Source organism: Streptomyces tirandamycinicus (assembly GCF_003097515.1).
Classification (GTDB): domain Bacteria; phylum Actinomycetota; class Actinomycetes; order Streptomycetales; family Streptomycetaceae; genus Streptomyces; species Streptomyces tirandamycinicus.
Window position 1 is genome coordinate 1,798,673 of the sequence record NZ_CP029188.1, and the last position, 18,600, is coordinate 1,817,272.

At 73.0% G+C, this 18,600-nt stretch carries 15 protein-coding genes; 3 read left to right on the forward strand and 12 right to left on the reverse strand.

From position 1 onward, the window contains the following. Positions 1-301: 301 nt before the first annotated feature. From DDW44_RS08050 to hrcA, 4 genes are all read right to left on the reverse strand, one after another. Positions 302-1,033 carry a 16S rRNA (uracil(1498)-N(3))-methyltransferase gene (locus tag DDW44_RS08050; RefSeq protein WP_108905994.1) on the reverse strand — a complete coding sequence of 244 codons (732 nt, stop codon included), beginning with the start codon at positions 1,031-1,033 and terminating at the stop codon, positions 302-304. Next, entirely contained in the window at positions 1,030-2,103 is a 1,074-nt protein-coding gene (locus DDW44_RS08055; RefSeq protein ID WP_108905995.1) for a nitronate monooxygenase, read from the reverse strand. The genes DDW44_RS08050 and DDW44_RS08055 overlap by 4 nt, the downstream gene beginning before the upstream one ends. Positions 2,104-2,490: 387 nt before the next feature. Continuing rightward, positions 2,491-3,627 carry a molecular chaperone DnaJ gene (gene dnaJ, locus DDW44_RS08060; RefSeq protein ID WP_017944960.1) on the reverse strand — a complete coding sequence of 379 codons (1,137 nt, stop codon included), beginning with the start codon at positions 3,625-3,627 and terminating at the stop codon, positions 2,491-2,493. After that, positions 3,628-4,644, reverse strand: coding sequence for a heat-inducible transcriptional repressor HrcA (gene hrcA, locus DDW44_RS08065; RefSeq protein WP_017944959.1), 1,017 nt, complete (start codon positions 4,642-4,644; stop codon positions 3,628-3,630). A gap of 199 nt (positions 4,645-4,843) precedes the next feature. On the opposite strand from hrcA, the gene DDW44_RS08070 reads away from it, so the two are divergent. Then, complete coding sequence (locus DDW44_RS08070; RefSeq protein WP_108905996.1) at positions 4,844-5,566, forward strand: MBL fold metallo-hydrolase; 723 nt, start codon at positions 4,844-4,846, stop codon at positions 5,564-5,566. A 10-nt stretch (positions 5,567-5,576) separates the two neighbouring features. Then, on the forward strand, positions 5,577-6,377 hold the full coding sequence (locus DDW44_RS08075) for a DUF3097 domain-containing protein (RefSeq protein WP_108905997.1): 801 nt from the start codon (positions 5,577-5,579) through the stop codon (positions 6,375-6,377). A gap of 283 nt (positions 6,378-6,660) precedes the next feature. Here the strand turns inward: DDW44_RS08075 and DDW44_RS08080 are convergent, their stop codons facing one another. From DDW44_RS08080 to lepA, 5 genes are all read right to left on the reverse strand, one after another. Continuing rightward, positions 6,661-7,167, reverse strand: coding sequence for a DinB family protein (locus DDW44_RS08080; RefSeq protein WP_108905998.1), 507 nt, complete (start codon positions 7,165-7,167; stop codon positions 6,661-6,663). Positions 7,168-7,486: 319 nt separating this feature from the next. Next, entirely contained in the window at positions 7,487-8,719 is a 1,233-nt protein-coding gene (gene hemW, locus DDW44_RS08085; protein ID WP_108905999.1) for a radical SAM family heme chaperone HemW, read from the reverse strand. Positions 8,720-8,839: 120 nt separating this feature from the next. Beyond that, positions 8,840-10,771, reverse strand: a complete 1,932-nt coding sequence (locus DDW44_RS08090; protein WP_108906000.1) for a SpoIIE family protein phosphatase — start codon at positions 10,769-10,771, stop codon at positions 8,840-8,842. A gap of 446 nt (positions 10,772-11,217) precedes the next feature. Further along, entirely contained in the window at positions 11,218-13,107 is a 1,890-nt protein-coding gene (locus tag DDW44_RS08095) for an AMP-dependent synthetase/ligase (RefSeq protein WP_166802723.1), read from the reverse strand. 237 nt (positions 13,108-13,344) lie between these two features. Next, complete coding sequence (lepA, locus tag DDW44_RS08100) at positions 13,345-15,216, reverse strand: translation elongation factor 4 (RefSeq protein ID WP_026164827.1); 1,872 nt, start codon at positions 15,214-15,216, stop codon at positions 13,345-13,347. Between the two features lie 280 nt (positions 15,217-15,496). Between lepA and rpsT the strand changes: the two genes are divergently transcribed. Continuing rightward, complete coding sequence (rpsT, locus tag DDW44_RS08105) at positions 15,497-15,763, forward strand: 30S ribosomal protein S20 (protein ID WP_017944951.1); 267 nt, start codon at positions 15,497-15,499, stop codon at positions 15,761-15,763. 546 nt (positions 15,764-16,309) lie between these two features. Here the strand turns inward: rpsT and holA are convergent. The 3 genes from holA to DDW44_RS08120 all read right to left on the reverse strand — a co-directional run bounded on the left by holA (position 16,310) and on the right by DDW44_RS08120 (position 18,532). Then, the gene (holA, locus tag DDW44_RS08110) at positions 16,310-17,296 is read right to left on the reverse strand and encodes a DNA polymerase III subunit delta (protein WP_108906002.1); all 987 of its coding nucleotides are present in this window, start codon (positions 17,294-17,296) and stop codon (positions 16,310-16,312) included. A gap of 161 nt (positions 17,297-17,457) precedes the next feature. Continuing rightward, positions 17,458-17,703, reverse strand: a complete 246-nt coding sequence (locus tag DDW44_RS08115) for a hypothetical protein (RefSeq protein ID WP_108908761.1) — start codon at positions 17,701-17,703, stop codon at positions 17,458-17,460. Next, on the reverse strand, positions 17,696-18,532 hold the full coding sequence (locus tag DDW44_RS08120) for an arylamine N-acetyltransferase family protein (protein ID WP_108906003.1): 837 nt from the start codon (positions 18,530-18,532) through the stop codon (positions 17,696-17,698). Before DDW44_RS08120 ends, DDW44_RS08115 begins: the two co-directional genes overlap by 8 nt. Between the last annotated feature and the right edge of the window lie 68 nt (positions 18,533-18,600).

Below are 18,600 nucleotides of genomic sequence, written 5' to 3' on the forward strand. Positions count from 1 at the left end.
CTCGGGCGGGGGCGGGGTGGCTCGGGCGGGGCGGCGCCCGGGAGTCGGGGGCCGCAGCCGGGATCCGGGGAGTCGGAGCGGGCTCGGGGGGAGTCGGAGCGGTGCCCGGGGCCGGGGAGGGGCCTGCCCGGCACCCTCCCAGGGGGCGCTGCGGCGTGGACACCACCCCGCGGGAGGCAGCTCGCCGAGCGGCGCCCTCGCCGGGACCGGTGCCGGTGCCGGTCCTGTCCCGGTGCCCTCGCCGCTGCCGTGCGGGGGAACGGGCGCCTGCGGCCGCGGCGTACGGCCTACCGGTACCGGTTCAGGACCAGCGGCCGGAGCGGCCGAGCAGCAGGGCGGACGCCGCCGTCCCCGCGGTGGAGGTCCGCAGCACGCTGCTGCCCAGGCGGCAGGGCCTGGCACCCGCCTCGGCGAACGCGGCCAGCTCCTCCGGGGAGACGCCCCCTTCGGGTCCGACGACCAGCACGATGTCCCCGGAGGACGGGAGGTGCGCGGTCGCGAGCGGTTCCGCGCCCTCCTCGTGCAGCACGACCGCGAGGTCCGCCCCGGCGAGGAGCCGGGCCACCTGCCCGGTCGTGGCCGCCTCGGCGACTTCGGGGAAGCGGAGCCGGCGTGACTGCTTGCCCGCCTCACGGGCCGTGGAGCGCCACTTGGCGAGGGACTTGGCGCCGCGGTCGCCCTTCCACTGCGTGATGCAGCGGGCGGCCGCCCACGGCACGATCACGTCGACGCCGGTCTCGGTCATCGTCTCGACGGCGAGCTCGCCGCGGTCCCCCTTGGGCAGGGCCTGTACGACCGTGATCCGGGGCGCGGGTTCCGGCTCCTCGCGCAGTTCCGTGACGGAGACGTCGAGGCGGTCCTTGCCCTCGACGGCGGCGACGGTGCCGTAGCCGCCGGTGCCCCGGCCGTCCGTGAGGACGATCTCCTCGCCCACGCGCAGCCGGCGCACGGAGACGGCGTGCCGCCCTTCGGGCCCGTCCAGGGTGACGGTGCCGGTGTGGACGTCGCCGACCAGGAAGACGGGGGCGGTCACGCCGGGTTCCGCAGCGCGAGGGCGGAGCTCGCCGCGGCCGTCTCGGCGGCGAGGACCTCGACGAGCCGGCCGGCGGGAAGATCGCGGGCCAGGCGGTGCCCCTGGCCGGCCCAGAGCGCCATGGCCTGCGGGTCACCGGCCTTGGCCGCGGCCTTGCGCAGGCCGGAGGTGAGGTGGTGCACCTCGGGGTAGGCGGCGGGCGCGTACGGCCCGTGCTCGCTCATGAACCGGTTGACCAGTCCGCGGGCGGGGCGGCCGGAGAACGCCCGGGTCAACTCGGTCCTGCCGAACAGCGGGCTGGTCATGGCCTGCTTGTGCAGCACGTTGGCGCCGGACTCCGGGCACACCAGGAAGGCGGTGCCGAGCTGGGCGGCCTCGGCTCCGGCGGCCAGGACGGCGGCGATCTGGGCGCCGCGCATGATGCCGCCGGCCGCGACGATCGGCAGCGGTACGGCCTCGCGGATCTGCGCGATCAGCGCGAGCAGGCCGACGCCGGCGCCGTCGTTGGCGGGGTCGTCGCGGTGGGTGCCCTGGTGGCCGCCGGCCTCGACGCCCTGCACGCAGACCGCGTCGGCGCCCGTGTTCTGGGCGGCCAGCGCCTCGTCGGCCGTGGTGACGGTGACGACCGTGAGCGTCCCGGCGCGCTTCAGCCGGGCGACGGCCGCGGCGGTGGGACAGCCGAAGGTGAACGACACCAGCGGCACGGGGTCGTCGCGCAGGACGGCCAACTTGGCCTCGTAGCCGTCGTCCCGGCCGGAGTCGGGGTCCCCGAGCGGTGTGTCGTACCAGCTGGCCTCGCCGGCGAGCTGGTGCCGGTAGACGTCGACGGCCGCGGCGTCGGCGTAGGCGGGCTGCGGCATGAACAGGTTCACCCCGAACGGGCGCCCGGTGAGACGGCGGAGCTGTTTGATCTCCTGGTACATCCCGTCCGCGGTCTTGTAGCCGGCGGCGAGGAACCCGAGCCCCCCGGCCTCGGACACGGCGGCGGCGAGTTCCGGACAGGAAGCGCCACCCGCCATGGGGGCCTGCACGATCGGGTAACGGCAGAGATCGGTCAGCGCGGAGGACATGCCCGCATGGTGCCATGTCCTGCCCCCACGTCCGAATCCCGGCCTCCGGTACCCCGCGGGCGGCCCGGAGCGCGGCCGCCAAGGGCGACGGGGGCCGCCCCGGGGCCCAGGGCCACTGGGAAGGGCGGGTGGGACCGCGGCCCCACCTCCGGGTGCGGACACCACCTCGGCCTCACGGACGCCCCCGGCCCTGCGGAGGCCACTTCACGTCACGGACGCCCCCCGGCTCTACGCACGCCACTTCACGGACGCCCCCCGGCCCTGCGCACGCCACCTCACCCCACGCACGTCACCCGGGCCTCGCGGACGCCACCTCACCCCACGGACGCCGCCCGGCCTCGCGGCCGGACCCGGCCCCGGCGGGGGTCGGGCAGGCAGGCGCCGGGGTCACCTGCCGTTGAACGCGTCCTTGAGGCGGGAGAACAGTCCCTGCTGTCCCGGCTGGAACTGGCCCATGGGCCGCTCCTCGCCGCGGAGCTTCGCCAGCTCCCGCAGCAGGCGTTCCTGCTCCGGATCGAGCTTCGAGGGCGTCTGCACCTCGACGTGCACGATCAGGTCGCCGCGTCCCCCGCCGCGCAGGTGGGTGACGCCCCGGCCGTGCAGCGGGATCGACTGGCCGGACTGGGTGCCGGGGCGGATGTCGATCTCCTCGATGCCGTCGAGCGTCTCCAGCGGCACCTTCGTGCCCAGGGCGCCCGCCGTCATGGGAATGGTCACCGTGCAGTGCAGATCGTCGCCGCGGCGCTGGAACACCGCGTGCGGCAGTTCGTGGATCTCGACGTACAGGTCACCGGCGGGACCGCCGCCCGGGCCCACCTCGCCCTCGCCGGCGAGCTGGATGCGGGTGCCGTTGTCGACGCCGGCCGGGATCTTCACGGTCAGGGTGCGGCGCGACCGGACCCGGCCGTCGCCCGCGCACTCCGGGCACGGGGTCGGGACGACGGTCCCGAAGCCCTGGCACTGGGGGCACGGCCGCGAGGTCATGACCTGGCCCAGGAAGGACCGGGTGACCTGCGACACCTCGCCGCGGCCGCGGCACATGTCACAGGTCTGGGCCGAGGTGCCGGGCGCGGCGCCCTCGCCCGAGCAGGTCGTGCACACGACGGCGGTGTCGACCTGGATGTCCTTCGTGGTGCCGAACGCGGCCTCGTTGAGTTCGACCTCCAGCCGGATCATGGCGTCCTGGCCGCGCCGCGTCCGCGACCGCGGCCCGCGCTGGGACGCGGTCCCGAAGAACGCGTCCATGATGTCGGAGAAATTGCCGAAGCCACCGGCGCCGAAGCCGCCCGCGCCGCCGCCGCCGGCCGCGGACAGCGGGTCGCCGCCGAGGTCGTAGACCTGCTTCTTCTGCGGGTCCGACAGCACCTCGTACGCGGCGTTGATCTCCTTGAAGCGCTCCTGCGTCTTCGGATCCGGATTCACGTCCGGATGGAGCTCCCGCGCGAGCCGCCGGAAGGCCTTCTTGATCTCGTCCTGCGATGCGTCGCGGCGTACGCCCAGTACGGCGTAGTAGTCCGTGGCCACTTACGACTCCGCCAGGATCTGTCCGACGTAACGTGCCACTGCGCGTACCGCTCCCATCGTTCCGGGGTAGTCCATGCGGGTCGGTCCGACCACGCCGAGTTTGGCGACTGCCTCGTCGCCCGAACCGTAGCCGACCGCGACGACGGACGTGGAAGTGAGCCCCTCGTGGAGGTTCTCGTGCCCGATCCGTACGGTCATGCCCGGGTCCTTGGCCTCTCCGAGCAGCTTCAGCAGCACGACCTGCTCCTCCAGCGCCTCCAGCACGGGCCGGATGGTGAGGGGGAAGTCGTGGGCGAAGCGCGTCAGATTGGCGGTGCCGCCGATCATCAACCGTTCCTCGGTGTCCTCGACCAGCGTCTCCAGGAGGGTCGAGAGCACCGTCGAGACGGTGCCGCGGTCCTCCAGGTCGAAGGACTCCGGGAGGTCCTGGACCAGTTGCGGCACGTCGGTGAACCGCCGTCCGACCACGCGGCTGTTGAGCCGGGCCCGCAGGTCGGCGAGCGAGGTGTCGGAGAACGGCGCGGGGCAGTCGACGTGCCGCTGCTCGACCCGTCCGGTGTCCGTGATCAGCACCAGCATCAGCCGGGCCGGTGCGAGCGCCAGCAGCTCCACGTGCCGCACGGTGGAGCGGGTGAGCGAGGGGTACTGGACGACGGCGACCTGCCGGGTCAGCTGCGCGAGCAGCCGCACCGTGCGGGCGACGACGTCGTCGAGGTCGACGGCGCTTTCGAGGAAGTTCTGGATCGCCCGGCGCTCGGGCGACGACAGCGGCTTGACCCCCGCGAGCCGGTCCACGAACAGGCGGTAGCCCTTGTCCGTGGGGATGCGGCCGGCGCTGGTGTGGGGCTGGGCGATGTAGCCCTCGTCCTCCAGCACCGCCATGTCGTTGCGCACGGTCGCCGGCGACACGCCGAGGCTGTGCCGCTCGGTGAGGGCCTTGGAACCGACGGGCTCCTCGGTGCCCACATAGTCCTGGACGATGGCGCGCAGCACCTCGAGTCTGCGTTCGCTGAGCATGGCGCACACCTCCAGCTGTGGTCCTCGGCGGTCCCTAGGCGGCCCTTCGGCCCTGGTCTGGCACTCGGCCTCACTGAGTGCCAGCTTTCCCCGGCCCAGTGTACGGCCGGGAGGTACGTCCCTAGCAAGGGCGGCCGGACACCCCGTCCCGTCGCGACGAGCCATGACGCCGCTGGTCGCTCCGGGATAGCGTCGCCGTATGGACGTCCGTTGGGAAGACTTCGGCTGGGAACGGCTCGCCGGCGGCGTGGGGCGGCGCAGGCTGCCCGTCTGGGACGCCACGGCGGGGCTGGTCGCCGGTGACACGGCGGTGCTCCTGTTCGACACGGGCTCGACGCTCCGCGAGGGGGCGGAGCTGCGGGAGCAGGCCGAGGCGCTTCTCGGCGGCCGGAGTGTGACGCACATCGCGCTCAGTCACCCCCACTTCGACCATGTGCTCGGCACGGCGGCGTTCCCGGAGACCGAGGTGTACGGCGCCGTCGGCGTCGACGGCGTCCTGCTGCGGGACCGGGCCGCGCTGCGCGACGACGCGATCCGCCACGGGGTGCCGCCGCAGGACGCGGCGATGGCCGCCGACGCCCTGGTCGTCCCGCGGCACACCGTCTCCGGCGAGTGGACCCTCGACCTCGGCGGCCGCCGGGTGATGCTGGCCAACGTCGGCCCGGGCCACAGCCGCCACGACCTGGTGCTGCTGGTGCCCGGCGACCGCGAGGTCGTCTTCTGCGGGGACCTGGTGGAGGAGTCGGGCGACCCGCAGGCCGGCCCGGACGCCATCCCGTCCCGCTGGCCGGCGGCGCTGGACCGGCTGCTCGCCCTGGGCGGGGAGGACGCGGTGTACGTGCCGGGGCACGGGGCGGCGGTGGACGCCGCGTTCGTGCGCGCCCAACGCGATGAACTGGCCCGGCGGTTCGGGGTGCCGTAGCGTCTGACCGATGCGCAGCTACAGCCCCGATCTGACGCCCCCGTGGAAGCGGCCCGCTGCCGTGCCGGAGGTGCCCGCCGAGCCCGGCCTGGTGGTCGAGGAGGTCTCCACGGGCTTCTGCGGTGCGGTGATCCGGTGCGAGGCGGGGACGGTGACGCTGGAGGACCGCTTCGGCAAGCACCGGGTGTTCCCGCTGGAGCCGCGGGGATTCCTGCTGGAGGGGAAGCCCGTCACCCTGGTCCGGCCTTCGTCCGGCGCGCCCGCCGGGCCCGCCCGCACGGCCTCCGGATCGGTCGCGGTGCCCGGAGCGCGCGCCAGGGTCGCCCGCGCCGGCCGCATCTACGTGGAGGGCCGCCACGACGCGGAGCTGGTGGAGAAGGTCTGGGGCGACGACCTGCGCGTCGAGGGTGTGGTGGTCGAGTACCTGGAGGGCGTCGACGACCTGCCCGCCGTCGTCGCCGAGTTCGCGCCGGCCGCCGACGCGCGGCTGGGCGTCCTCGTGGACCATCTGGTGCCGGGCTCCAAGGAGGCGCGCATCGCGGAGTCGGTGACCGACCCGCACGTCCTGGTGGCCGGTCACCCGTATATCGACGTGTGGGAGGCCGTGAAGCCGTCGTCCCTGGGCATCTCCGCCTGGCCGTCGGTCCCGCACGGACAGGACTGGAAGACGGGCGTCTGCCGGGCGCTCGGGTGGCCGCCGAACACGGGGGCCGCCTGGCGGCACATCCTGTCCCGGGTGCACAGCTACAAGGACCTGGAGCCGGCGCTGCTGGGCCGGGTCGAGGAACTGATCGACTTCGTCACGGCCTGAACCGGGGCCGGCTCGCGGCCCGCAGGGCGGCGGTCCGTCGCGGACGCGACCCGGCCGCCTCGGCGGCGGCGGGCCCGCTCCCCCCGTCGCGATCCTCCGCCACCTGCGACGGCCTCGGATCAGGCGCACCGTCCTCGACCGCAGGTCCGGCGGGCCGGCCCCGGCGCGGGGGCCGGGAGGGCGGCCGGGAGGGCGGCCGACTCCGCGGGCTTCGACACGACGGGCCACGGGCCGTGTTCTCCACCTGATCCACTACCGGGTGGCCGGATGAAGCCGGCCGGATCTAGTCCCCGGTCGTGCCGTCGAGCATCTCGCGCAGGATGTCCAGATGGCCGTTGTGGCGGGCCGTCTCCTCGGTGAGGTGGAGGAGAATCCAGCGCAGGTCGACATGGCGGCCGTCGCCACCGGCGCGCTCGGCCCGGCTGTCCAGGTCGTTCCCGGCGACCAGGTCGCGGTAGCGGGCGCTCTGCTCGGCGTACTCGTCGAGCAGCTGCTCCAGCGGGAAGTCGACGGCGACACGCATCTCGCGGTCCGGGTCCTCCTCGGTCCAGGGGCCCCGGTCCTCCTCGCCGAGGAAGACCACCTGGAACCAGTAGTACTCGACCCAGCGGAGATGGTTGATCAGTCCGCTCATGGTCATCAGCGGTGAGCCCGGCAGGAGGGCCTTGCGGGCGTTCTCCGCGGAGACGCCCGCACACTTGGCGCGGGCGGTGTCGCGTGCGTAGTCGAGGAACGTGGTGAGCTGGGTACGTTCGTCCCAGGCGGGCGGCAGGTCGCTGATTCTTGTCATCGCGCTCAGCGTCCCCGATCATCGCGACCGGTGTCGACGGGTTTTGGAAGGGCCCGCGCTGCTCCGCCCGGCTCCCTCTCGACCCGGCTCCCGTTCGATCCGGCCGCTTCGGCGATTCAGCGCCCGGCGGGCCGCCCGGCACGATCCTGCCCTGACCGGGCTTGACCGGGGCGTCAGCGACCCGGCCGAACGTCCCGGGCCCGGGCACAGGCACAGGCACGGGCACAGGCTCGGGCACAGGCAGGCCTCGGGGCGCGGCCCGTACCACGGCCCGCCGTCCGCGGGGACGGCCCGGGTGGGTCGCCGGGCGCGCGGCCGGTCAGTCCACCAGGTCCCGGACCACCGCGTCCGCCAGGAGCCGGCCGCGTAGCGTCAGCACCGCCCGGCCCGCCTCGTACGGCCCGGGCTCCAGCAAGCCGTCCTCCAGGGCGCGGCGGGAGGCGGCGAGGCCGGCCGGCCGCAGCAGGTCCAGCGGGCAGCCCTCGCGCAGGCGGAGTTCGAGCAGCACCCGCTCCACCCGCCGGTCCTCCTCCGGCAGGACCTCGCGCCCGGCGCCGGGCGAGCGGCCGTCGGCCAGGGCCGCCGCGTAGGCGCCGGGGTGCTTCACGTTCCACCACCGCACCCCTCCGACGTGGCTGTGGGCGCCCGGCCCCGCCCCCCACCAGTCGGCGCCGCGCCAGTACAGCTCGTTGTGCAGGCAGCGCCCGCCGCCCGAAGCGGCCCAGTTGGAGACCTCGTACCAGTCGAAACCCGCCGCGGCGAGCACCTCGTCCGCGATCAGATAGCGGTCGGCGTGGACGTCGTCGTCCGTCATCGGCACCTCGCCGCGGCGGATCCGGCGGGCCAGCCCGGTGCCTTCCTCCACGATCAGGGCGTAGGCGCTCACATGGTCCGGGCCCGCGCCGATCGCCGCGTCGAGCGAGGCGCGCCAGTCGTCGTCGCTCTCGCCCGGCGTGCCGTAGATGAGGTCGAGGTTCACATGCTCGAAGCCCGCCGCCCGGGCCTCCGCGACACAGGCCTCGGGGCGGCCCGGGGTGTGGGTGCGGTCGAGCACCCGCAGCACGTGCTGCCGGGCGCTCTGCATGCCGAAGGACACCCGGTTGAAGCCCCCGGCCCGCAGCTCGGCCAGGTAGGCCGGGTCCACGGACTCCGGGTTCGCCTCCGTGGTGATCTCCGCCCCGTCGGCGAGGCCGAACTCGTCGCGGACGGCGCCCAGCATCCGCACCAGGTCGGCGGCGGGGAGCAGGGTCGGCGTGCCGCCGCCCACGAAGACCGTCCTGACCTGCCTCGGGTCGTCTCCGAGGACCTTGCGCGCGAGCCGGATCTCCTCGACGAGGGTGTCCGCGTAGTTGTCCCGGGAGGCCAGGACGCCGCCGGTGCCGCGCAGCTCGCTCGCCGTGTACGTGTTGAAGTCGCAGTAGCCGCAGCGCGTGGCGCAGTAGGGGACGTGCAGATAGAACCCGAGGGGCCGGTCGCCCGCGCCCGCGAGGGCGTGCGGGGGCAGCGCCCCGTCGTCGGGCACGGGCTCACCGTCAGGGAGTGCGGAAGGCATGCATCCCATTGTCCGGTACGCGCGGGGTGACCCGGCCGGGGCCACCACTCCCCCGCCGGGGTGACACGGCCGGGGTGACACGGCCGGTGCCCTGTCGCCCGGGCCGGTCGCGGCCGCGGGTCAGCGGGTCTGCAGCACCAGCAGCGCCAGGTCGTCGTCCGGCGGGGTCTCGGCGAACGCGTGCACCGCCCGGCGTATCCGGTCCGCCACGCCCTCCGCGGTGAGTCCGGCGCAGTCGGCGAGTGCCCGGGCGAGCCCGTCCTCGTCGTCGAACATCCGGTGCCCGGAGCGGCGCTCGGTGACCCCGTCGGTGACGCAGAGCAGAGTGTCGCCGGGCGTGAGCTCGAAGGTCTGGCTCTCGTACGCGACGTCCCCGACGACACCGAGGAGCAGCTGGGAGGCGGCGGCGGGGCGGACGGTGCCGTCGGGGCGGAGGAGCAGGGGAAGCGGATGTCCGGCGCAGGCGAGGGTGCAGCGGACACCGCCCTCCGGCAGCGGTGCCAGTTCGCCGTAGAGCAGCGACAGGAACCGGGACTGAGGTCCCTCGTGGGCGGCCGCGGCACCGGCGGCGGGGTGGCCCACCGCCATCAGTGCCGCCGCCTCGGCGGCCTCCAGTGCGTCGTCGAGGAGGAGTCCGTTCAGCCGGTCGAGCACCCCGGCGACCTGGTAGCCCTCGCGAGCGAGCAGTCTCAGCCAGGGCCGGGCGAGGCCGGTGACCACGGCGGCCTCGGGACCGCTGCCCTGGACGTCGCCGAGCATGAAGCACCAGCGGCCGCCGCTGCCCGCCGGGAAGATGTCGTAGAAGTCGCCCCCCGCGAGGCCCTCGTCGCTCGGCTCGTACACCAGCGAACTGTCGACTCCGGGGATGCGGGCGACCTGGGCGGGCAGCAGGCCGCGCTGCAGAACGCGGCTGATCGTGGCCTGCCGGGTGTACTGGCGGGCGGCGCCGATCGCGAGGCCGACACGGCGGGCGAAGTCCTCCAGCAGGGCTGCCGCCTCGTCGGGGACGCCGGGCGGCGCCTCCCGGCCGAGCAGCAGCGTCCCCAGCGGCCGGGCTCCGACGGTCAGGCGGAACGCGACGGCGCTGCCCCTGCCGGCGGGCGGCCAGGGGGACCGGACCGGTACGGCGGTCCCGCGCGGCTCGTCCGGCAGCCGCGGCGGGTCCCCCGCCAGGGCTTCCCGGAGGGCCTCGATGGCGGACTCGTCGGCGTGCCAGACCCGGGCGGGCCGGGGCGCCGGGCCCGCCTCGCCGTCCAGCCAGATCGCGCACCAGTCGGCGAGCCTGGGCACTAGCAGCTGCCCGGCGAGCGCGGTGACCATGTCCTCGTCGAGCTGACCGGCGAGCAGGTCGGACGCCTCGGCGAGGAAGGACAGCGCGCCTCGGCCGACCCATGTGCGCTCGTCCCGTGTGCGCTCGTCGCCGCGCTCGCCTCGGGCGCACTCCGCGCCGCGCTCGTCGCGAACGCCTCCGCGCGGTGAGGGGGCGAGGCTGTCGGCGGTCCGTGCCCCGCGCTGCCGGGGCGCCGCGCAGTCCGCTGCCGGGGGCAGGCAGGCGAAGCCGTCGAGCGGAAGGCGCGCCCAGACCGTCTTGAGGCCCGGCCGGTAGGTGATCCCCCAGGACGCGGCGAGCGTGGCGACGAGATGAAGCCCGCGTCCGTACTCGGGTTCCTCCGGGGCGGTGCTCTCCGGCTCGGGGCCGTCGCCGCGCACCGCGCGCGCCGGATGGCGGTCGGAGACCTCGACCACCAGGGCGGCCGGGTCGTCGCCGATGGCCGGGTCGAGCCGGGCGAGTACCTCGACGCCGGTGCCCGCGTGGACGACGGCGTTGGTGGCGAGTTCGCTGACGACGAGATCGGCCTCGTCGGCGAGCCGGTCGGTGCCCCGTGTGGTGACCAGCCCGAGCCGCGTCCAGTCGGCGAGTGCGGCCCGGACGAAGCGGCGGGCAGCGGAGGCGGTGTGCGGGCTTGCGGGCAGGCTGGTGCGGGCGACCGGGCGTGCGTCGCCGTACGGCGGGAGCAGGTGCACCGAACGATGAGTGGTCTCCTGCTGCATCGGAACGGACCCCACGCGGCGGCTCCTGTCCGGTCTGTCTGGCGGCCGGGTCTGTGCGCTCTGCTTCCCTGCCGTATTGCCCGTGGGGCAATGACGACACGGACAGAGTGACAGAACGAGCGCGCCCATAAGCACGGAGTCATCGAAGTGAGGCTGTACGGGGTAGGCGGGCGCGGCCGCGAGCGGGCCGGGGAGAGGCGGGGAGCGGGCCGGGGAGAGGCAGGGACCAGGCCGGGGACAGGTCGGGGAGGACGCCGCGGGCAGGCGGGGAGAAGGCAGGGAGAAGGAGGAGGGAGGACGCCGGGAGCATGCCCGGACGCCGGAAACGGCTCGGCGGCCCGTCGCGGCGAGAGCCGGGCGACGGGCCGCCGAGCGGTGCTGTCACGCCTCGCGGGCAGTGGCGTCACGCCTCGCGGACGCCGGGCCTTGCCTCGCGGGCGGTGCTGTCACGCCTCGCGGGCGCCCTCGTACATGCCTTCGATGAGGTCCTTGTACTCACGCTCGACCACCGGGCGCTTCAGCTTCAGGCTGGGCGTCAGTTCGCCGTGCTCGACGTCGAGGTCGCGCGGCAGCAGGCGGAACTTCTTGATGGTCTGCCAGCGCTGGAGCGTCCCGTTGAGCCGCTGCACATAGCCCTCGATGAGCCGCTCGGTCTGCGGGGCGGCGACGACCTCCGCGTACGGCCTGCCCTCCAGGCCGTTCTCCTTGGCCCAGCCCAGGATGGCGGCCTCGTCGAGCGCGATGAGCGCCGTGCAGTAGTTGCGGTCCGCGCCGTGCACCAGGATGTTCGACACGAACGGGCACACCGCCTTGAACTGGCCCTCGACCTCGGCGGGCGCGATGTACTTGCCGCCGGAGGTCTTGATCAGGTCCTTCTTGCGGTCCGTGATCTTGAGGTAGCCGTCGGGGGAGAGCTCGCCGATGTCGCCGGTGTGGAACCAGCCGTCGGACTCCAGGACCTCGGCCGTCTTCTCCGGCAGCCCGTGGTAGCCCTCCATGATCCCCGGGCCGCGCAGCAGGATCTCGCCGTCGTCCGCGATGCGCACCTCGCAGCCGGGCAGCGGCTTGCCGACCGTGCCGGTGCGGTACGCCTCGCCGGGGTTGACGAAGGAGGCGGCACTCGACTCGGTGAGCCCGTAGCCCTCCAGGATGTGGATACCGGCGCCGGCGAAGAAGAAGCCGATCTCGGGCGAGAGGGCGGCGGAGCCGGAGACGGCGGCGCGCAGGCGGCCGCCGAAGGCCTCGCGGAGCTTGGAGTAGACGAGCGCGTCGGCGACCTTGTGCTTCATGGTGAGGCCGAGGGACGCCGAGGCGGTGCCGGTGCGGCGGTAGTTGTCCTGGGACTCCTTGGCGTAGGCGCGCGCGACGCCGGCCGCCCACTGGAAGATCTTGTACTTGGCGGCTCCGCCGGCCCGCGCCTTGGCGGCGACGCCGTTGTAGACCTTCTCGAAGATGCGCGGCACGGCCGCCATGTACGTCGGCTGGACCACCGGCAGGTTCTCGATGATCTTGTCGACCCGGCCGTCGACGGCGGTGACGTGGCCGACCTCGATCTGGCCGGAGGTCAGCACCTTGCCGAAGACGTGCGCCAGCGGCAGCCAGAGGTACTGGACGTCGTCCTTGGTGACCAGGCCGGTCGAGGCGATCGCCTTGGCCATGTAGGACCAGTTGTCGTGCGGCAGCCGGACGCCCTTGGGGCGGCCCGTGGTGCCCGAGGTGTAGATGAGGGTGGCGAGCTGGCCGGCGGTGATCGCCTCGACCCGCTCCTTGACCGCACCGGGGTTGTCGGTGAGGTGGGCGGCACCCCGCGCCTCCAGCTCGGCGAGCGAGAGGACCCACCCCTCGGGGTCTCCCTCGGCCGGCTGCGCACCTGCTTCGTCGATCACGACCACATGCTTCAGGTGCGGCAGCTCGGCGCGCCGCTCGCGGGCCTTGGCCAGCTGGGTGGCGTCCTCGGCGATCAGCACCCTGCTCTCGGAGTCGGCCAGGATGTACGCGGACTCCTCCGCGTTCGTCTGCGGGTACACCGTGGTCGTGGCCGCGCCCGCACAGAGGATGCCGAGGTCCGCGAGGATCCACTCGACCCGGGTCGCGGAGGCGAGCGCCACCCGCTCCTCGGGGCGGACACCCAGTTCGATCAGTCCGGCCGCGATGGCGTAGACCCGATCGGCCGCCTCCTGCCAGCTCAGCGACTTCCACTCGTCAGGCCCCTGCCCGGAGGCGGCGGGGACCGGATGGCGATAGGCCTCCGCGTCGGGAGTGGCCGCCACGCGCTGGACGAAGAGCGTCGCCACGGAGGGCGGTCGGTTCTCGATCAGATTCTGTGTGTCGCTCACGACATCCTCCGGGCCTGCTGCGGCGTTGCTGCATGACTGGCTGGTTGCCCCACTGGTCACAGTTGTTTAACTCGCGAGTAACCCTCGGGCCTGATCAGGGTAGAGCGCCGCGCTGCGCCGCGTAAGGGGCCGCGGGCTGCCGCTTGATAACGAACAGGCCCGTGTACCGGGGGTACACGGGCCTGTGGGACAACACGGACGAACGGGTGCGACTGGTGCTTTCGCGTTACCCCCGCACTACTTCTTCGCCTTGCCGCCCCCGGAGTCGTCACTGGACAGCACGGCGATGAAGGCCTCCTGGGGCACCTCCACCGAGCCGACCATCTTCATCCGCTTCTTGCCCTCCTTCTGCTTCTCCAGCAGCTTCCGCTTACGGGAGATGTCACCGCCGTAGCACTTGGCGAGGACGTCCTTGCGGATGGCCCGGATGGTCTCGCGGGCGATGACCCGGGAGCCGATGGCGGCCTGGACCGGCACCTCGAAGGCCTGGCGCGGGATGAGCTCCTTGAGCTTGGCGACGAGCCGCACTCCGTACGCGTACGCCTGGTCCCGGTGGGTGATGGCCGAGAAGGCGTCGACCTTGTCGCCGTGCAGCAGGATGTCCACCTTCACCAGCTGGGCGCCCTGCTCGCCGGTGGGCTCGTAGTCCAGGGAGGCGTACCCGCGGGTCTTGGACTTCAGCTGGTCGAAGAAGTCGAAGACGATCTCGGCGAGGGGAAGGGTGTAGCGGATCTCCACCCGGTCCTCGGAGAGGTAGTCCATGCCGAGCAGCACGCCGCGGCGGTTCTGGCAGAGCTCCATGATCGAGCCGATGAACTCGCTCGGCGCCAGGATCGTCGCCCGCACGACCGGCTCGTGAACGTCGGCGATCTTGCCCTCGGGGAACTCGCTCGGGTTGGTGACGGTGTGCTCGGTGCCGTCCTCCATGACCACCCGGTAGACCACGTTCGGGGCGGTCGCGATCAGGTCGAGACCGAACTCGCGCTCCAGGCGCTCGCGGATGACGTCGAGGTGGAGCAGCCCGAGGAAGCCGACCCGGAAGCCGAAGCCCAGGGCGGCGCTCGTCTCCGGCTCGTAGACCAGCGCGGCGTCGTTGAGCTGCAGCTTGTCGAGTGCGTCGCGCAGCTCGGGGTAGTCCGATCCGTCGAGGGGGTAGAGGCCCGAGAACACCATCGGCTTGGGGTCCTTGTAGCCGCCGAGCGCCTCGGTGGCACCCTTGGTCTGCTGGGTGATGGTGTCACCCACCTTCGACTGGCGGACGTCCTTCACACCGGTGATCAGGTAGCCGACCTCGCCGACGCCGAGGCCGTCGGCCGCCAGCATCTCCGGGGAGTTGGTACCGATCTCCAGCAGCTCGTGGGTCGCGCCGGTGGACATCATCCGGATGCGCTCGCGCTTGTTGAGCTGGCCGTCGACGACACGGACATAGGTCACGACGCCCCGGTAGGAGTCGTAGACCGAGTCGAAGATCATCGCGCGGGCGGGGGCGTCCTTGACGCCGACCGGGGCCGGTACCTCCCGCACCACCCGGTCCAGCAGCGCCTCCACGCCCATGCCCGTCTTGGCCGAGACCCTCAGGACGTCCGAGGGGTCGCACCCGATGAGGTTGGCGAGTTCCTCGGAGAACTTCTCGGGCTGCGCGGCCGGCAAGTCGATCTTGTTGAGCACCGGCACGATGGTGAGGTCGTTCTCCATCGCCAGGTAGAGGTTGGCGAGGGTCTGCGCCTCGATGCCCTGGGCCGCGTCCACCAGCAGGATCGTGCCCTCGCACGCGGCGAGCGAGCGGGACACCTCGTAGGTGAAGTCGACGTGGCCCGGGGTGTCGATCATGTTGAGGATATGGGTACGCCCCTGATCGTCGCCCGTGGTGGGCGCCCAGGGCAGACGCACGGCCTGGGACTTGATCGTGATACCGCGCTCACGCTCGATGTCCATGCGGTCCAGGTACTGGGCGCGCATCTGCCGCTGCTCGACCACGCCGGTCAGCTGGAGCATCCGGTCGGCAAGCGTCGACTTGCCGTGGTCGATGTGCGCGATGATGCAGAAGTTGCGGATCAGCGCCGGGTCCGTACGGCTCGGCTCGGGCACATGGGGAGGGGTCGCGGGCACGCAGGGTCCTGATTCTTGAGCGCCGAGCGCTCGTCTCGGGTCGATGTCGGATCGATACGCAGCCTCCATGCTCCCATGGCTGCGGGGCTGCGCTCGGTTTGGGCCGGTCGGAGCCGCGCTGGTAGTCTGGCCAGCTGTGTCTCGTGTGTCCTCTCCGGAGGCACCTCCGCGCCCGGACGGGTCATGCGCTCGGAAGAGTCGTGTCCTCGGAAGGCCGCCCCGGAAGGTCGCGGGTGAGGGACACGCCTTCAAAGATCATCAATCCTGAAAAGGCTCTTTCGTGGCGAACATCAAGTCCCAGATCAAGCGGAACAAGACGAACGAGAAGGCGCGCCTGCGCAACAAGGCCGTCAAGTCCTCGCTCAAGACCGCGATCCGCAAGGCCCGTGAGGCTGTCGCGGCCGGCGACGTCGAGAAGGCCACCGTGGCCGCTCGCGAGGCGTCCCGCAAGCTCGACAAGGCCGTCTCCAAGGGTGTCATCCACAAGAACGCCGCCGCCAACAAGAAGTCGGCGCTGGCGTCCAAGGTTGCCTCCCTCCAGGGCTGAGCTTTCGCCCCGGGTGACCCCGGGACCTCCGGCAGCCGCCCTCTCGGGGTGATCCGCCGGACGACTTGATCGCCGGACCGGACCAGACGGGCCCTCTCTCATCCGTCCCCGGACCGGCACCCCGGGTTCGCACGCGGCCTGCGTTCGCCACGCGGGTGCGAATCCACCGACTTCCCGGCCCCGGCCGGAACCGAAGACCCCGCTTCCCCGTTCTTCCCCGGTTCGGGAGAGCGGGGTTTTCGCTTGGGCGCCCGACCGCAGGTCCCGGGCAGGGCGGGCGGCCGGGCTCCGGCGCAGGAGGGCCGGGGCGGGCGGACCGCCGGGCTCCGACGCAGGAAGGCCGGGGCGGGCGGACCGCCGGGCTCCGGCGCACGAGGGCCGGGGCGGGCGGTTGCTCCCGGGGAACGGCCGTGACGGGACAACAGGAGAGGGGCGGCGGAGGGCCAGGGGCCGAGCCCGGGGCCGCCGAGCGCCACCGGTCATGCGACAGCGGCGAAGACGCAGGAAGGACGGCGGGCACCGGGAGCAAGCCGGGCCCCGGGGACGTCAGCGGCGCAGGCGCGCGGCGCGGGCGACCGTCACCACCGCCTTCTCGAGCGCGTACTCCGGGTCGTCACCGCCGCCCTTCACCCCGGCGTCCGCCTCCGCCACGGCGCGCAGGGCGAGGGCCACCCCGTCCGGCGTCCAGCCGCGCATCTGCTGCCGGACGCGGTCGATCTTCCACGGCGGCATGCCGAGCTCGCGTGCGAGATCCGCCGGGCGGCCGCCCCGCGCCGACGACAACTTGCCGATCGCCCTTACCCCCTGGGCCAGCGCGCTGGTGATCAGGACGGGCGCGACACCGGTGGAGAGCGACCAGCGCAGCGCCTCCAGCGCCTCGGCCGCGCGTCCCTCGACCGCTCGGTCGGCCACGGTGAAGCTGGACGCCTCGGCACGCCCGGTGTAGTAGCGGCCGACGACGGCCTCGTCGATCGTGCCCTCGACATCGGCGACCAGCTGCGAGACCGCGCTCGCCAGCTCCCGGAGGTCGCTGCCGATGGCGTCGACGAGGGTCTGGCAGGCCTCGGGGGTCGCGGACCGCCCCAGTGCGCGGAACTCCGAGCGCACGAACGTCAGTCGCTCCGCCGGCTTGGTCGTCTTGGGGCAGGCCACCTCACGTGCGCCCGCCTTGCGTGCCGCGTCGAGCAGCCCCTTCCCCTTCGCACCGCCGGCGTGCAGCAGAACCAGCGTGATCTCCTCGACCGGTGCGGTGAGGTAGGCCTTGATGTCCTTGATCGTGTCGGCGGAGAGGTCCTGCGCGTTCCGCACGACGACGACCTTGCGCTCGGCGAAGAGCGAGGGGCTCGTCAGCTCGGCGAGCGTGCCTGGCTGAAGTTGGTCGGAGGCGAGATCGCGGACGTCCGTATCGGGGTCGGCGGCCCGGGCGGCCGCCACCACCTGCTGCACGGCGCGGTCCAGCAGCAGATCCTCCTGGCCCACCGCGATCGTGACGGGGGTGAGGGGGTCGTCGTTCGTGTTCTTCCTGGTGGCCATCGCGGTCCAGCATCCCACGGGCCACCGACATCGACTGCGGGCTCACGGGCTCGCGGGTTCACGGGTTCGCGGGTTCGCGGACTGGGGAGCTCGGCGCGGGGTCTGATCCTCTCGCCCGGGAATCCGGTTCGGGGGCAGTCGCCGGGGAGTGCTCTGCGGGCCTAGGGTTCCTCCCGCCAGCCGTCCCAGTCGGCCACGAAATCGTCCAGCTCGACGGGGCTCAGCCTGCCTTCCGGGTCCTCGACGACGACGAGCCACTGTGCGTCCTCGGCGTCGTCCTCCCCCGCCAGGGCGTCCCGCACCAGGCGGGGTTCGTCGTCCACAGCGAAGTGGTCCCCGATCGCCTCGATGACCTCTTCCGCGGCGTCGCGGTCCGGCAGGACGAGCACATGTCTCACATCACTCACCGCCATATTGTGCCGTGCTCCCGGAGAGACCCTTCCGGACCTCCGGCACCCGGTCCAGTTCCAGCCCGAACCGCTCCCGGTATGCGGTGAGGACCTCGGCGTCGTCGCGGAGCTCCCGCTCGGCGCGCTCGCCGTGCACCGTGGTGACGAGTCGGCGTCCGGACAGGGTGATCCTTCCTTCGTCCGTGAGCCGCGAGCAGACCAGGTTCCGGGTGAAGTGGGAGGCGGGGGATGTGCGGTGGTACCAGGCACCGGCCTCGAAGTCCCCCAGCGTCCGCGGCCTCGGATCGAGCCGGAACTGAGGCTTCCCGTCCCTCAGCACATCAAGGTCGCCGTCCGGTGCCTCGACGATGCGGAACACACCGGCAGGGTCGCTCTGATCACCCCGCTCCCGCAGGAGAAGCGGGTGGTGGCAGTGATCACCGAATCCCACGTCGGCGAGCCACGGCCCGATGCCGTCGTCGGTCTCCACCCGCAGGGCGAGATGGTCGTACGGGATGCCGAGCTGTCCGTCCCCCGTGAAGACCCTGGCCTGGAGCAGGGCGACTCCGAAACCGAGGCTGCGCAGCAACGCCGCGAACGCACCGTTGAGTTCGTAGCAGAACCCGCCCCTGCGCGCCCCGACGATCTTGTCGAGCAGCGGCTTGTCCTCCAGGACGAGGGGCTCGCCCAGGTGGATCGAGAGGTTCTCGAACGGCACGGACCGCAGATGCCGCTGCTGAAGCCCGCGCAGCGACTCCGAGTCGGCCCGGAGGGGGCGATCAGCCCCGATGCGGCGGAGATACGCGTCGACGGTCTCTTCCCGGAGGGGCTGCGATGCGGTGTCCATGAGTGCAGTCTGTGCCCAAAGCCGGACGGCCCGCCATGCGCCAGGAGGCCTAGGACGCCGGGCGGAGG

Coding starts and splice junctions, on each gene's coding strand:
- DDW44_RS08055 (WP_108905995.1), bottom strand. CDS start 2,103: ATGTCCTCCGCGCTGACCGATCTCTGCCGTTACCCGATCGTGCAGGCC.
- hrcA (WP_017944959.1), bottom strand. CDS start 4,644: ATGCTCAGCGAACGCAGACTCGAGGTGCTGCGCGCCATCGTCCAGGAC.
- DDW44_RS08070 (WP_108905996.1), top strand. CDS start 4,844: ATGGACGTCCGTTGGGAAGACTTCGGCTGGGAACGGCTCGCCGGCGGC.
- DDW44_RS08075 (WP_108905997.1), top strand. CDS start 5,577: ATGCGCAGCTACAGCCCCGATCTGACGCCCCCGTGGAAGCGGCCCGCT.
- DDW44_RS08080 (WP_108905998.1), bottom strand. CDS start 7,167: ATGACAAGAATCAGCGACCTGCCGCCCGCCTGGGACGAACGTACCCAG.
- hemW (WP_108905999.1), bottom strand. CDS start 8,719: ATGCCTTCCGCACTCCCTGACGGTGAGCCCGTGCCCGACGACGGGGCG.
- DDW44_RS08090 (WP_108906000.1), bottom strand. CDS start 10,771: ATGCAGCAGGAGACCACTCATCGTTCGGTGCACCTGCTCCCGCCGTAC.
- holA (WP_108906002.1), bottom strand. CDS start 17,296: ATGGCCACCAGGAAGAACACGAACGACGACCCCCTCACCCCCGTCACG.
- DDW44_RS08120 (WP_108906003.1), bottom strand. CDS start 18,532: ATGGACACCGCATCGCAGCCCCTCCGGGAAGAGACCGTCGACGCGTAT.